Here is a 14,445-nt window from a genome sequence, read left to right on the forward strand (position 1 = left end):
GGTTGAGGGGGATCCGATCGTGTAAATCGCCACACGGGAGACCCGTTCCGAAAAGCAAGTGTCTTAATGGTGGAGCCTGAAAGGAAAGATGCGCGCGGATGGTCTAGTGGTAGGACCTGAGCCTTCCAAGCTCATGGCCCGGGTTCAAATCCCGGTCCGCGCACTCCACACGCCTTCTCTCGTTGGTTTTCCGGGTTTCCAGCAATGACCCGACCATGCCAATCGAAGCTTACAACGTGGGTTGGTGTATCGCACCCCGGAGCCGTCCTCGGGTTATAAAAAGTTTCAGGCTTACTAGACCTAGAGTCAGCGGTTCCCCTGTTTTCGTGGAATTGGAGGTGAGGGCTTATGCAGGATAAGCGTGACAAGGTCGATGGAATCGTTGTGGTTCCGGAACAGTCGGAGAAATACTTGAACCAGCGACAGCTCGAGGACTACACCGGTTTCCGGAAACAGCTACTTAAGTGGCTTCTCAACCTGGGGAAGGATCCGGAGAAGGCTGAAGGGTACGCATTCGACACGGTGCGGCAGAGAAGCTACAAACTCGATCAGTTCTACCGGTGGATCTGGAGACAGGAAGACGGGTACACACTCCACGTCACAACCGATCACGCGGACAGTTACTGCAAGGAACTGGTGTACGAGGAGCTGTCGAAGACTCACAAGGCCGCCGTCCAGAAAGCCATCAAATCACTTTTCAAGTACTTGAACCATGAAAGAGGACGAAGTATCGACTGGGAACCGAGTATCAAGTTCTCCAGTGGCGGAGCCACACACCAGATAAGAGACTTCCTGACAGGGGATGAACGGAGGAAGATCAAACAAAGCAGTCTCGAATACGGATCCATACCCCATTACAACTCCCTGGATCCACGGGAACGAGATAAGTGGAAAGCTCACTTGGCGCAACGGTTCGAAAAACCGAAGAACGAGGTGACTAGGGGTGACTGGGAACGGGCGAACGGCTGGAAGTATCCCTCCATCGTCTACACATCGATGGACGCAGGACTAAGACCCAAAGAGGTCGGACGTGCCAAAACAAGTTGGTTGGATCTCGAGAACGGGATGCTCCGAATCCCGAAGGATGAGTCCACGAAGAATAAGGATAACTGGCACGTTGCACTCAGCGAACGCACATCGAACATCCTCCGGAAATGGGTGAGCGAACGCGAAAACTACGACAAATACCAGGAGACGGAAGCACTGTGGCTGACCAAGTACGGAAACCCGTACAGAAGCTCCTCGCTCAACCGGTTACTGGATAAACTGTGTGATGAAGCAGGTATTCCGGTGGAACACAGAGACATGTCCTGGTACTCAATTCGACACTCAGTCGGGACACAGATGAGCCGTGACCAAGGACCCGCCGCAGTACAACAACAGCTTCGACAGAAAAGCTATGAGATGGCTATCCGGTACGACCAAGCACCTGTAGGCGACCGCCAAGAAACAGTCAACAACTGGGACTAAACTCTCCGATCCGGGTAGCTCCCTATTTTCGGCTACAGTAATATAGTCGTTCGTGATTTCAAGACTGGTTCTTCTGAGAAATGGGGATAACGGCTATAGTTTCTTACCGGTGATCGTTTACTGACTCTATTTTCCAAATCTGAGTGGCGACATCGGCGAGGTATTCGGTTCGTTTCTGTATCTTTTCGATTGACCAGTTGCTGTTTTGGTCGGCGATATTCTGCGTCATTTTGTAGTCTGAAGAAGCATATTCTCTCTTCTTCTGCTGGAACGGGTTGGTTCCGGAGGCCGCATTGTTGCGGCTTTCAAGGAGAGTGAGGTTCCCGATCTTATCTCGGTACTGTTCGAAGATTTCCTCTGAGACCCCGAGGTGACCCGGCCATGTACTATACTTCTTCGCTGAAAACGCTGCACGAGGACTAATGTGTTCAATTTCGGCGGTCTTTCCGCTTTCTACCTCAATACCATGGAAATGGTCGGCCTCTATCCGCCTAAGCATATAACGTGTTTTCGAGTTGAGAGTCATCCGTTGTTCCTTGATACTGGTTCGGAACTCCGTGTCACTCGGGATATCTTCAAGGAACCGCTGCTTAATCTGTTTCACAGGATTGTCCTGATCGAAGGCGTTTGAACACAGACGTGCGTACAGCCTATCAAGCTGTCCTCCTGTGGAGTATCCCGTTATTTTCCGTCTCAAAGTGAACACCTCTAACAGTTGGAGAACTTCGAAGGCTTTGTTTGGGTTGTCCATTTCCTGGAACAGTCGTAGCAGAAGTGTCCCTGATTGGCCCATTCCAACTGCATGAATATCTTCAAGCTTCCTGTTTACCGGATTGTTTGATGAGTCGTTGAACCGTTGAATATTTGCTGAGTGGATGGAGGCATAGAGACTGGACGCCTCTGCCATATCTAGGAGGAAATCTTCGAGGGATAGCTCGGAACGAGGAATCTTTTTGTCGACAATATCACGGACTTTCTTGTAAAGGGTGTACTCCGTGACTGAATCGTCAATATCAAAGAGCGACGTGGACATAAGGTAGTGTCTGAAAAAATGACTTGGTTTGATCTGCAGCGGGATAATATTCTCAATAATTTGCAGCCACTGCTCCTTCACGTACTCATAATCTATCCCTCTATTACTTGAGGCAACATTGAACAAATGGTTTTTGATAAGGTCGTCTGCGGTAAGCTCCAACCCGCGGTTGTTCAAAGTCTCGAACAGACGGAACGCGGAGTGATCGCTGTTACACTCGATCGAAACCAATGTAAATGATCTCAAAAGCTTCTTCCGAAGCGTATTCAACTCATCAATAGTCACCTCACTAACTCTGCTGTTGAAGAACTGCAGACCCGACTTCAACAAACTGTCCTGGGAATGGCCTACACCATCGACCAGAAGGGTGCGATAACACTCATTATCAAACGTATTGAGCGTAAGATTTTGATGTTCGTTCTGGTCGAGGTCCGATGCCCAGAGATAGTCCTCTGTAATCGCTCTAGCATGTTCGATCTCTCCTTCCTCTCTGTACCGATCCCTCATCGCTACGAGTAGTAGAGAAATAGTTGCGAGTCGTTGCTGCCCATCGACAACATCCAACGTGTCAAGATTGTTTAGTCCACCTCCGGTCTCAACAACCACAATCGCTCCGATAAAATGGGTCTGACTCTCTTCCAACGCTTTCAGATCCTTCCATAACTCTCTCCACTGCTTCTTCTTCCAGGAGTACCGTCGCTGGTAATCCGGGACACGGTACTTGTAACTCCTTTTCAAAGCGCTCTCTATCGAATCCTCATTAGCAGAGATCCCCAGTACGCCTTCCATGCACCTTGATACCATAACCCCCGAATTAAAATCGGTGTGTGGAAAGACTGTAATCTCACGAAAGGAACTATAGTCGAAGCTAATAGAAAAGATATCTCCAGTGGGCATCCCCTATTTTGACCTGAAGACTCTCTTCTGGGATTCACTGTACGGTGTACAGTCGTTCCCCTGTTTCAGGGCTGATTCAGGGCTGTTTTTCAGGGCTGCTCAAGTATTTCTGACACTGATTTCAGGGCTGGTTCAGGGCTGGTCACCTACAGATGGCTTGGAATAAGAGGACAGTTCATCGCCACACGGGGAGTTGACCTCTCCTCGAATAGAGAAGTGTACTGGAAAGGTGACCGAGTCAAAACCGTACTCGACAAAGAACTCGGCCCCGATAACTATCTACACTGTGAAACCGGCGAGATTATAGACGGGAGGTTTGACGCTGCTGCCGTTGCAGGAAACTCAGAGGATAACTTCATCTACACCGTCAAATTCGACAACGGCGAAGTACCTAAGCTCAATTTCCGGAGACACGACTTGGAACTCATCGAGTAGAGTGAGTCCACCGTTTTATTATAGATAAGTATCAACTGTCTTGTTAATGCGTGCGTGTTCAGCTTGTGGTGCTGAAGTCAGGACAGGGGACAAATACTGTAGCGACTGCGGCGCAGACCTCTCTGAACCCGACGCTATCGATTTTGACGTTGATTCAAGCAGGATTCTGAACGGGCTACGGGAGATGGACGAGATCGAGTTCGAGCATTTTGTCGCTGATCTCTGGCAGAAACTGGGGTGGGAGACCGAGGTTACACAGGCTTCAGCTGACGCCGGGATCGACGTTGTTGCCGAGAAGGAGAAGCCGTATCCGCAGAAGCAGTTGATCCAGGCCAAACGGTACTCCGAAGGGAACACGGTCGGCAGCAGCGATGTACAACAGTACTCGGCTTTGAAACAGCAGAAAGATGGTGTGGATGCCTCAGTAATCGTTACCACAAGCTCGTTTTCACGTAACGCGGAGAAACGAGGACAAGAGCTGAACGTCAAACTGGTTGATGGAAACCAGCTTCTGGATATTATCGATGATTTGGATGCTTACGGCTTACTTGAGGAATACCTCGACCTCTCAGAGGAAGAGACAGAGGAGGCGGAAGAAGCCTTAGAGACAGTTGGAACACCTGATAACGTTGCTGAACAGGTCTCACCTTCAGAAAGTACTACCGAAACAACTACTGCTGTTTTAGAGAAAACCTCTCGCTCTCACACTCAACTCGAGGAAGAAGTCGGTCTACCGGATACGAAGTGGCGTAAGGGTGTGATGGCGGCTACAGGCGGATGGATAGTCGTATTGTTCGGTCTCAGTGTGCTTCCTGATGTTTTAGGCGGATTCCTTGTCCTGTTTTCCTGGATCCTGCTTCCTATAGCGCTCTACAAAGATGCAGCAGAAGTCCAGCAGTACACGGACTGGCCGAAATACAGATGGGCGTACATCCTTTCGTCGCTGGTCTGGATCATCGCAGTAGTTCCAGGCCTCGTATACCTCTGGAAACGCCGTAACCTCAAGCCGTCAGCATCAGCCGATCTATCGGTAGGAACTACGTTGGAAGGTTCTAATAGTATCGAGTCCAGCCAGGACCAAGAAGAAGCCTCGGTAGTCGAAGACTCTGTGGATCCTGAACCAGATCCGGGGTTCCAGATCAACAGTCTGGAGTACAACGGTCATAGGTACCACTCTCAGTATAACGACTCACCTAACGGTCGGTGGAGTGCTGCGTACGGCCGCTCACATGATACAGACGATCGTTTCTTCCTTTTTGAGGGAGACGAGATCCGTGTTACAGAGCCTCTTGAAAACGTGGGTACATTAGGCGGACAAGCCGCAGTCTCAAATAACGGTGTGGCGGCTGTCATCGATAACCTGGATCAGGAAGAGCTGTCCGGCAAACTCTACGTATTCGATTCCTCCGGTGAACAACTATTAGGCCATTTCCTTAACGCGAATGTGGAGGCGTGCGCCGTTTCTGAGGACGGTAGGTATGCAGCGGCAGCAACCTTGAACCCTGACTGCAGCACCTATATCATCGACGTAGAGAAAGGAGAACAGGTTCTGAAACACGAGAACCTTGATGGGAACAAGACGGATATCGAGTTCCGTGATAACGGACACGGTTTACACCTGTATCTTTTCGAAGGCGATGGCGAAGATCCATTATACAGTATCGGTTTAGAAGGCGAAGTGGTTTGGAAGAGCGATGAGTTACAGCGGCAGGAACGGCTGCAACAGTTGATGGAAAGCAGTGAGACAGATGATTTAGAGGAAGCACTCAATCTACTGGAGGAGGCTTACGAACTAGCTGAGGAAGAGAATGAACAGAAGAACGTTGCGCGGAAGCTGGCGGACACCTACTGGTCGCTAGCACAAAACACTGAGTATGATACGGATGAATGGCGGCAGCATTTGAACCAGGCTAAAGCATACTACACTGAGATCTTGCCGTGGTACGATGGAAAACATGGAGTGGCGAAAGTCGCAAGGAAACAAGGAAAGTACCACTTAGATCAAGGCAACGAGGAAACAGCACTGGAACTCTTCCGGTCTATCGCAAAACTCGAGGAGGAGTACGATGTCCAACTACTGACAGACGCCGACAAGAAACGGCTCAAACAACTATCTGGAGAGAAAATAGAATAGACTATTCTGTTTATGTGATTCTCTCAGCGAATAATGTACTCTCTTTAATGATTGTATTTCTATAAAGGGGTAGAATTATATGATTTCTCTATACATTCAGGAATATGGACAGGACTCCCGTGTCTTCTAGCAACCTGAGAAGCGTAGGATATGATCAGGACTCCCGTATTTTGGAGATTGAGTTCAATAGTGGCGGAATCTACCAGTATCACGATGTTCCTCCCAGTATCCATACAGATCTGATGAACGCTTCATCCCACGGGAAATATTTCCATAGAAAAATCAAAGACGTGTACCGATATGAACAGGTTCGATAGTTTTTAGGCGAGGATCAGTATGAATATAGAAAAACTTGAAGTGAAAAACCATCGTTCAATAAAAGAACAGTGGGGAGAGAACGCGATCAAATTTGAGGGTCTTAACTGTCTTGTAGGGAAAAATAATGTTGGGAAGACCAACATCATGTCTTCTATTAAATATCTTCTTGAAGAGGAAGATAAGCCGAAGGATGATGAACTTTACTGGGACAAGGATACTTCACGAACGGTTAAGGTAAGAGGATATTTTGAAGTCTCTGAGGAAGACCTGGACCGTATCCAAGACGAAAATAAGCGAGAGCAAATCAACGATCTACTCCTTGACGAAGGCGAGTTCGAGAACCATCTTGGTATCTGCCGAATCACTGAACCTGAAGAGAAAGGGGGCCGGACCCGTCTTAAATTGATGCAGTTGAGGCCTGTTGATGAACATTTGAGCGAAGACACATTTGAGAGGTTCCGAAACGACCGGTGGGAAGATACGGATGAGGACGGTTTCACCGCAACCGATTACCGGGAGGCGATGCGGGACGAGTATCCTGAAGTAGCGGAATATGTTGAAGATGGCAAATTAACGCAGAAAGGAGCATGGATGGATGGCTACAGAGATTATGTTGCTTCAAGTCCTGAGGGGGTCGAGTTCGAACCGAAGCCTACAGACTTCCCCACAGGTACGAAACAGGTAATCAGAGATGCTGTACTCCCAGATGTTATTAAGATTCCAGCTATCAAAGAGGTTGAGGACGCTACACAGGCTTCCGGCGAGTTAGGAGAACTAACGGATGCACTGTATAGCGAACTTCAAGAAGACGTAAATGAACAGCTTGATGAAAAATTAGATGGTGTTTATGAAAAGCTAGACAATGAGTCTGAATCGTTCCAATCGCAGATAAGCGGTTATCTTAGAGAGGCTTTCAGGGATTATTCAGTGAAATTGGATTTCCCTCGTCTTGAAAGCCGTCAGTTGTTCAGAGATGTAGACATTAGAATTGATGACGATCAGCTTGGGGACACATTGTCTCCAGAGAATGTTGGAGAGGGAATGAGACGTGTTCTCATATTTAGTATGCTTCGTACTATCGCTGATCTTCGGGATGGATCACTGTCCATTGCTGACGGAGATGGTGATGAAGATGAGCAACAACCTCTGTTAATTCTCTATGAGGAGGCAGAGCTGTTCCTTCATCCGAATTTACAGAAGAATCTTCTACGAGTTTTCAGCAGTCTTTGTGAGGGACAGACCCAGATCATCTTTAACACCCATTCCCCTCTTCTGATCCAAAATCAGATAATTGATACTATCAATATTGTACGTAACAACTCTGGGACAGAGGTCACACAGTTCCACACAGTCCTTAATGAAAGAAGTCCGCGTGAACAGTCGCGTCTAATGGATTTACAGAAAGTTTCTTCTTACATTTTCTCCGGTAGAGTTGTTCTTGTAGAAGGCCCGTCTGATGCGATTGTTTTGAAAGAGGTGTCTTCAACACTCAACTCAGACTGGAAGTTTGAGAGTCAAAGCATCCCGATCCTTCCGGTAGGTGGGAAGACCAATTTACCGCTATTCAAGGGTTTTCTGGAGGAGTTAGGTATTGATGTCTTTGCTATCGCAGATATCGATGCTCTCAATTGGTCTGTTCCCCAGATCGTGAGTGATGAATCTCTCGAAAACGATATTGAGGAACTGAAAGAAACATCTGACTCGCTTGTTGAGGACGGTGAAGTAGAACACACTTGGAACAGCAGTGATATTGATAGCAAAGTTTTGAATGCCAGTTGGGAAAAGACGTTTGAGAGATACGAGGAGTTACAGACGAGACTTGAAGAGGGAGATGAAGTTGAGCAGAAGCATATTGATAGCATTAAGAAACTGCTGAATAAAAAATCAGAAGCTGCGTGGAGAAGAGCGATAACACTCGATCACGAAAGAATCAATCCAGACCGTTTGGATCTAAGACGTAAGTTACTCGAGGAAAACATCTTACTCTTGAAAGGCGACATCGAGGATTACTACCCGGATGTTGGAGCCAGCAACAAAACAGAAGCAGCGCTAAAATTTTCGGCTGACGACTACAGCGTTCGTGAATTACGAGAGCAATTTGTAGAACTCCCAGACAGATCTAATACAGATGTCGAGGTCTTCCTAAGTAAGGTGTTTGAGACATCATGAGTTTGGAAATGGATCACTGCATGTCCAAACATACAAAACATCACAGGAATATAACAAGACAACTAAGGAGATACTGACTATGCCCCAATCTAGTTACAATCCGAAATTCATCCACTTTTCAGACGCTCATATAGGGCACCGGCAGTACGGTGTGAAGAAACGCCGGGACGATATGTACATGTCGTTCAAGTCGACGATCCTGGACGCGGTCGATGAAGGCGTTGATTTCGCGATCTTCAGCGGCGACCTATTCCACAACAAGGACGTGAACGCACGGGCCTTGAGCGATGCCGAAAACGGTTTGGAAGAGTTCGATAACGCGGGTATCCCTGTCGTCGGTATACAGGGAAACCATGACGCCAACCTGTACAAGGAAGATCTGAACTGGCTAGAGTACCTTCACAGCCGTGAACGTTTGATCCTGTTGGAGGCGGATCTAAAGGGGGAAGGACCTGTATTCGAGAAACATGATTTTGAGGAACCCGGGACCTCGTCAGGATACGTCGATATAGACGGTGTCCGTATCTTCGGTCTTCAGTACCTCGGGCAGCGGACAGGCGACTACCTCGAGGAAGTGGCCGAAGCCATCGAAGAAGTGAACGAGGAGAATGGTGTGCCGGAGATGACCGTCCTACTCGGCCACTTCGGTATCGAGGACCACGTCCCGGGGATGGCGGGCGGTATCTCGTTCAACCAGTTGGAACCGTTGGAAGAGGTTGTCGACTACATCGGCCTGGGCCATCTCCACAAACAGTACAGCCACAGCGACTGGATCTTCAACCCCGGCTCCCAGGAGGCCCACAGCACACGTGAAGCACGGTGGGACCACGGCTACTACATCGTGGACACCGGAGAGAACGGGTTCGAGTACGAGTTCAACCACTCCAAACGGAGACCGTTCTTCCGTATCAAGTTCGTTGTCGACGACTACAACACGCCTGAACAGTTCGAAAACGGGTTTGAGAAGAAGGTGGATGAAGCTCTGCCGAAGCTACGGAAGAAACAGCAGAAGGAGAGGTACAAAGCCGGGGACAGTGTCCGGGAACCGGTGATCGACCTCCACCTGGAAGGCCTTCTCCAGTTCAGCCGTTCACAGCTCGATATCGACCGGGTACGGGAGCTGCTCGAAGAGAAAACGGACGCGCTGTACGTGAACATCAGCGACGGAACAGAGTCGAAGGAGACCGCCAGCATACTCCAGGATCTGGACGGTGGAGAAGACGAGGTCCGGAACGAGGACGGACAGATCGACCGGGACAAGCTGGAGTCAGCCGTGTTCCGGAAGCTGGCAGGACAGGACTCCCGTTTCCGTGACAGGGAGAACGAGGTCGCTGAAACCCTGTCAGTAGTCAAGAGCAGCGTGCTGGAGGACGAATCACCGGAGTCGGTCGCTGAAACGGTGAAGAACCGTCGACGAAACCTTTTCCCAGACATGGGAGGTGACAGCTGAGATGAAGATAACAGAAGTCGAACTTTCGAACATCAAGAGCTACGACGACGATATCAACAGCATCGATCTTACCGAAGGGATCAACGCGGTCATCGGACAGAACGGTGCAGGAAAATCAACTATACAGGAAGCGGTCGGGTTCGCACTTTTCGACTACCTCGGGGTTTCACAGGGTGACTTCATCCGTGACGGGGAGAACAGCGGATCCGTACGTGTCACGTTCACCTCGAATAAGGACCAGGAGAAGTACTCTGTCGAGCGGTACGCAGGACGGTCACGTTTCCGTATAATACGAGAAAAAGACAACAAAGAGATCCTGGACACACGATCGGACGCCGATAAAGACGACATTGTCACCTGGCTGAGAGACCACCTCGGTGTTCCGGAGTCGACAGAACTGGAGACGCTGTGGAAGTCCAGCATCGGCGTGCCACAGACACAGTTCACGGATGATTTCGCCAAGACACAGAGCAACCGGGAAGACGTCTTCAACCCTCTTCTAGAAGTCGATGTCTACGACGAGGCCTGGGACAACCTTCTGGATGTAAACAAAGCGATCAAACAGGAGAAACAAGACCTGAAAGAGGACATCGAGAACCTGAAAGGAAAGGTCGGGAACCTCGACGACAAACAAGACGAACTCGAGGAACTGGAAGAAGAAGTCGAGGGACTACAGGAAGAACTCGAAGACTTGGAAGAGGAGAAGGAGGAGCTGGAAGAACGTGAAGAGGACCTTTCCGACTTAGAAGACAGGATCTCCGAACTGGATAACGAGATAAGTCAGAAAGAGAACAGTATCGAGAACAAGGAGGACGCCCTGACCGACGCGGAAGAAGCGTTGGAAGAGGCAGAAGACGCCCAGGAAACCATCGAGGACATCGAAGAAGAGCATGAGGAGTACGAGGTAAAGTCGGACAAGCTCGGCGAGCTCCGTGATAAAGAAGATGAACGGGCCGAAATCAAGGAGGATCTCAACGAGTTGGAGAAGAAGCAGACAGGCCTTGAGAAAGAGAAGGAAAGCCTAGAAGAAGATGTCGAGGCCGCCGAGGATGCAGAGGAGAAGATGGAAGAGCTGGAGGACGACGTCGAACTCCAGGAAGAGTTAGAAGAGAAGCTGGACGACATAGAGGATAAAGAGGATGAGATCGAAGAGCTTCAAACCGAGGTCGAAGAGACTGAGGAAGATCTCGACGAAGTTGAAGAAGATGTCGAGGAAATGGAAGAAGAGATCCAGGAGATCGAGGAGTTGGAGGAAAAGGCCGACCAACTCGACGACCTAGAAGAGGAAGAAAAGGAGCTCCGGGACGAAAAATCAAGGCTTGAAGGCCGTATAGACGACCTGGAAGAAGCGATTAAGACCTTAGAGGATACCGACGAGGCCAACTGCCCTACATGCGGCCAGGACCTCGACAAGGAGCACCGCAGAGATGTCCTGGAAGAGAAACATAACGGTGTAAAGGAAAGCAGGGAACGGATCTCCGAAATAGAAGATGAATTGGACGACCTTAAGGACAGTATCGAGGAGGCGGAAGAAGCCGAGAAAGAGGTCAACCGTCTTCCGGACCTGAACGACAAACTCGACAGCCTCAAACAGGACCGAAACGAGACCCAGGAAGACGTTACGGAACTACAGGACGAAATCAAAGGTTTGGAGGAAAAGGTCGAGGAGAAGGACGAACTCAGACAGGAACTGGACGACCTCGACAACCCGAAGAAAGAGTACCGGTCCGCCGAGACCACGTACGAGAACAACAAGGACGCCGAAGAAGAGCTTGAAAAGAAGGAGGAAAGCCTCGATGAGATAGAAGACGAGATAGAAGAACTGGAAGAGGAGTTAGAACAGTTCGAAGGCCTTGACGACAAAATAAGTGAATTAGAGGAACGTCTGGACGAACTGGAGGACGCACACCAAACATATCTAAGCAAGAAGGAGACTGCCGAAAAGGTCGAGGAACGCCAGGAAAAGGTCGAGAACCTGGAAACCGAAATAAACGATTTAGAGGACAAAGTCGAAGAGTTTGAAGACGAACTCGACGACCTCGAAAAAGAGTTCGACGAGGAAGAGTACGAACAGGTGCAGGACCGGTTGGAACAGCTTCAAGGAGATATCGGCAGCCTCAACGGAAAAATCAGTACCAAGGAAGAGAACCTGTCCAGCCTAGAGGAAGAGATCGATGAGATGGAGGAACAGAAGGAGGAACTGGACAGCAAACAGGACGAGTTCAAAGAACTGGAAGCCGACCTGGAGTTCGGCGAGTTCATCCGTGAGAGCATCGACGATGCCCGACCGCTGATGACCGAGATACTGGTCAAGGAGATCTCCGCGGAAGCGAACAAGATCTACCGCCAGCTCCGTGGAACCGCCACAGAGGAACTCGAATGGAGGCCGGACTACAAGATCGTCGTGAAAGAGAACGGAAACGAAAAAGCGTTCCAGAAGCTGAGCGGAGGAGAGCAGATGAGCGCCGCTCTCGCTGTCCGACTTGCCATCCTCGAACTGTTAAGCGATGTCGACATCGTCTTCCTCGACGAGCCAACCACCAACCTGGATGAAGGAAAACGCCGCAACCTTGTGGACCAGATACAGAACCTGGAAGGGTTCGAACAGCTGACAGTGGTCAGCCACGACGGCACCTTCGAAAGCGCGACGGAACATGCCATCACCCTGGAGAAGATCGACGGGACAACCGAGGTGAAAGCTGAGTAGAATGCCTCTTTACAAGGACCGCGTTGCCAAGGAGCTGGAGGAGAAAAAGAAAGATTTCAACGGTTCAGGATTCAACAAGGCGATAATCGAACAGTTCCGGGACGCAGCAGAGAAGCTGGTTTCAGAACCTGGTATCGTTGAAAGGTTGGAGGGACAGCAGTACCCCGGTGCAGAGCCTACGGAGGAGTTCTTGGAAGAGGAGGAATGGGTTGTCACCTTCGAGGAGAGCAGTTCCTGGAGGTCACATGAAGCAGTCAACAACTGGTCAAGAGGCCATCTGGAAAACGTTACTACGGTAGCGGCGGACGGCTCCCAGATCGACCCGGTAGAAGAGTTTGAGAAGCCAGTAGGACTGGTTCAAGTGGTTTCTATAGCGAATGATCACACCGAGACCGGCGATTACGAGGAAGATGTCAAAGTAGAGGTCTTGACACCTGAAAACATCCTGTACACGGATGATGAGGGCCGGAAACAGATCGATGATCAGGAGGTAGATACGAAACGGTTCGAGACCGAAATGCAGGTCTTAGAGAAAAAGATAGAGGAGTACGGTGGCAGGGAACACCCGCCTGTTGTGATTTACGATGGCTCTCTCCTCCTATCGTTTACAGGAAGGTTTGACAGCGATATCCAAAATCGGTATGCAGAGGCCATGTCCCGCCTACTTGCCGCCAGTAGATACCACGGAGTCCCTGTAATTGGTTACATCTCCGGGTCGGTAGCCACTGACCTGGCGAAGATGATCGACAGCTTAGGAATGGTGGACACTGATCAGACGGTACGAGACCATCAGATACTCCAAGCTTTTACCGGGAACTGGGGTGACCGTACCGCACTGTTCAAGTCAAGGAGGGACGACACGCTTGAAACACTTCACACCGGATACAGGGGTGAGGAGTACGACTTTTCGGACAGCCTTCTGTTCACTTACCTGGATGTTGGTAATGGTCCGCAGATGGACCGTATCGAGCTCCCTCAGTGGGTTCACGAGGAAGGTTTCTTTGACCATGTAATGTCTGTTATCCGTGCTGAAGCCGGTATCGGGAGGGGTTACCCGGAGATACTTCAGGCAGTGGATGCGGACGCGGTCATCAGCCGTCAGGACCGGCAGAAGTTCCTGAAGATGTATCAGGAGTTCTCGAAGGAACACGGTATTGAGTTACAGTGGAACAACAAGGCTCTCAGCAAGAAGAGGAGGCGTCGATAAAGACTATGAATGAAGATGACACGGAACTCGGGAAGATAATCGGCTCAAAATCACATATAGACTACGTCTTTGAGGTCTACAACGAGGGTATGCGTGAGAAACCTCCAGACCCGACGGACTACGAGTTCGGACAGTTCGTCTACATACAGAAAGAGGTCCAGGGACAGAGATGCTGCTTCATCGGGGTAATATACGATACACAGATCGTGGATCCGGACCAGGGACGGACCGGTCCACGGCTTGCACAGCCCGAGGAGCAGAACGTCTTCCAGCCCAGCTACGTCGATGAGAAACAGGTCCTCGCGGGAATCGCTCTGCTCGGCCACGTCACCGTCGAGGACGGAGAACTCGTTGATACGGACCACTCGATCCCACGTTGGACACTGGAAGTCGATGACGTGGTACGGAAGCTTCCTGACGAGGAGATGGTGGAGTTCCACATGGTCGATGGAGAGGTCAAGCTCGAGTACTTCCAACGGATCGTGGACGTGGCTGGAGGCTTTGCAGAAGACATCCTGTCACAGATACTGGACCGTCTGAAACAGGAAAAATCCGGTGAAGCGGATGCTTTAGACGTGATTCAACGAAACCTGGAGTGGCAGACCAGAATGGAGGGGATGTAAAA

Annotated in this window: 10 protein-coding genes and 1 tRNA gene; 10 read left to right on the forward strand and 1 reads right to left on the reverse strand. The window is 49.8% G+C overall.

The features are described from left to right. The first annotated feature begins 92 nt into the window (after positions 1 to 92). Both AC6I6L_RS04110 and AC6I6L_RS04115 read left to right on the forward strand, forming a co-directional pair. Positions 93 to 163: transfer RNA gene (locus AC6I6L_RS04110), tRNA-Gly, on the forward strand. Between the two features lie 185 nt (positions 164 to 348). Beyond that, positions 349 to 1,470: a tyrosine-type recombinase/integrase gene (locus AC6I6L_RS04115; protein ID WP_497916434.1), complete on the forward strand. Its 1,122-nt coding sequence runs from the start codon at positions 349 to 351 to the stop codon at positions 1,468 to 1,470. A gap of 103 nt (positions 1,471 to 1,573) precedes the next feature. Here AC6I6L_RS04115 and AC6I6L_RS04120 read toward each other — a convergent pair whose 3' ends face one another. After that, a complete protein-coding gene (locus AC6I6L_RS04120) occupies positions 1,574 to 3,292 on the reverse strand; it encodes a DUF262 domain-containing protein (protein ID WP_497916435.1) in 1,719 nt (572 codons plus the stop codon). Between the two features lie 324 nt (positions 3,293 to 3,616). On the opposite strand from AC6I6L_RS04120, the gene AC6I6L_RS04125 reads away from it, so the two are divergent. From AC6I6L_RS04125 to AC6I6L_RS04160, 8 genes are all read left to right on the forward strand, one after another. Further along, positions 3,617 to 3,835 (forward strand): DUF8139 family protein, encoded by a 219-nt coding sequence (locus tag AC6I6L_RS04125; RefSeq protein WP_497916436.1) that lies wholly within the window; start codon positions 3,617 to 3,619, stop codon positions 3,833 to 3,835. Between the two features lie 184 nt (positions 3,836 to 4,019). After that, positions 4,020 to 5,969 (forward strand): restriction endonuclease, encoded by a 1,950-nt coding sequence (locus tag AC6I6L_RS04130; protein WP_497916437.1) that lies wholly within the window; start codon positions 4,020 to 4,022, stop codon positions 5,967 to 5,969. A gap of 104 nt (positions 5,970 to 6,073) precedes the next feature. Next, positions 6,074 to 6,286, forward strand: a complete 213-nt coding sequence (locus AC6I6L_RS04135) for a KTSC domain-containing protein (protein WP_497916438.1) — start codon at positions 6,074 to 6,076, stop codon at positions 6,284 to 6,286. Positions 6,287 to 6,305: 19 nt separating this feature from the next. Next, positions 6,306 to 8,456, forward strand: a complete 2,151-nt coding sequence (locus tag AC6I6L_RS04140; RefSeq protein ID WP_497916439.1) for an AAA family ATPase — start codon at positions 6,306 to 6,308, stop codon at positions 8,454 to 8,456. Between the two features lie 79 nt (positions 8,457 to 8,535). Next, positions 8,536 to 9,906, forward strand: coding sequence for a metallophosphoesterase family protein (locus AC6I6L_RS04145; RefSeq protein WP_497916440.1), 1,371 nt, complete (start codon positions 8,536 to 8,538; stop codon positions 9,904 to 9,906). Position 9,907: 1 nt separating this feature from the next. Then, positions 9,908 to 12,613, forward strand: a complete 2,706-nt coding sequence (locus tag AC6I6L_RS04150; protein WP_497916441.1) for an AAA family ATPase — start codon at positions 9,908 to 9,910, stop codon at positions 12,611 to 12,613. Between the two features lies 1 nt (position 12,614). Further along, the gene (locus tag AC6I6L_RS04155; RefSeq protein ID WP_497916442.1) at positions 12,615 to 13,820 is read left to right on the forward strand and encodes a DNA double-strand break repair nuclease NurA; all 1,206 of its coding nucleotides are present in this window, start codon (positions 12,615 to 12,617) and stop codon (positions 13,818 to 13,820) included. Positions 13,821 to 13,825: 5 nt separating this feature from the next. Further along, positions 13,826 to 14,443, forward strand: a complete 618-nt coding sequence (locus AC6I6L_RS04160) for a DUF8166 family protein (protein ID WP_497916443.1) — start codon at positions 13,826 to 13,828, stop codon at positions 14,441 to 14,443. Positions 14,444 to 14,445 lie beyond the last annotated feature (2 nt).

It is taken from the genome of Halosolutus sp. DAT137, assembly GCF_059736405.1.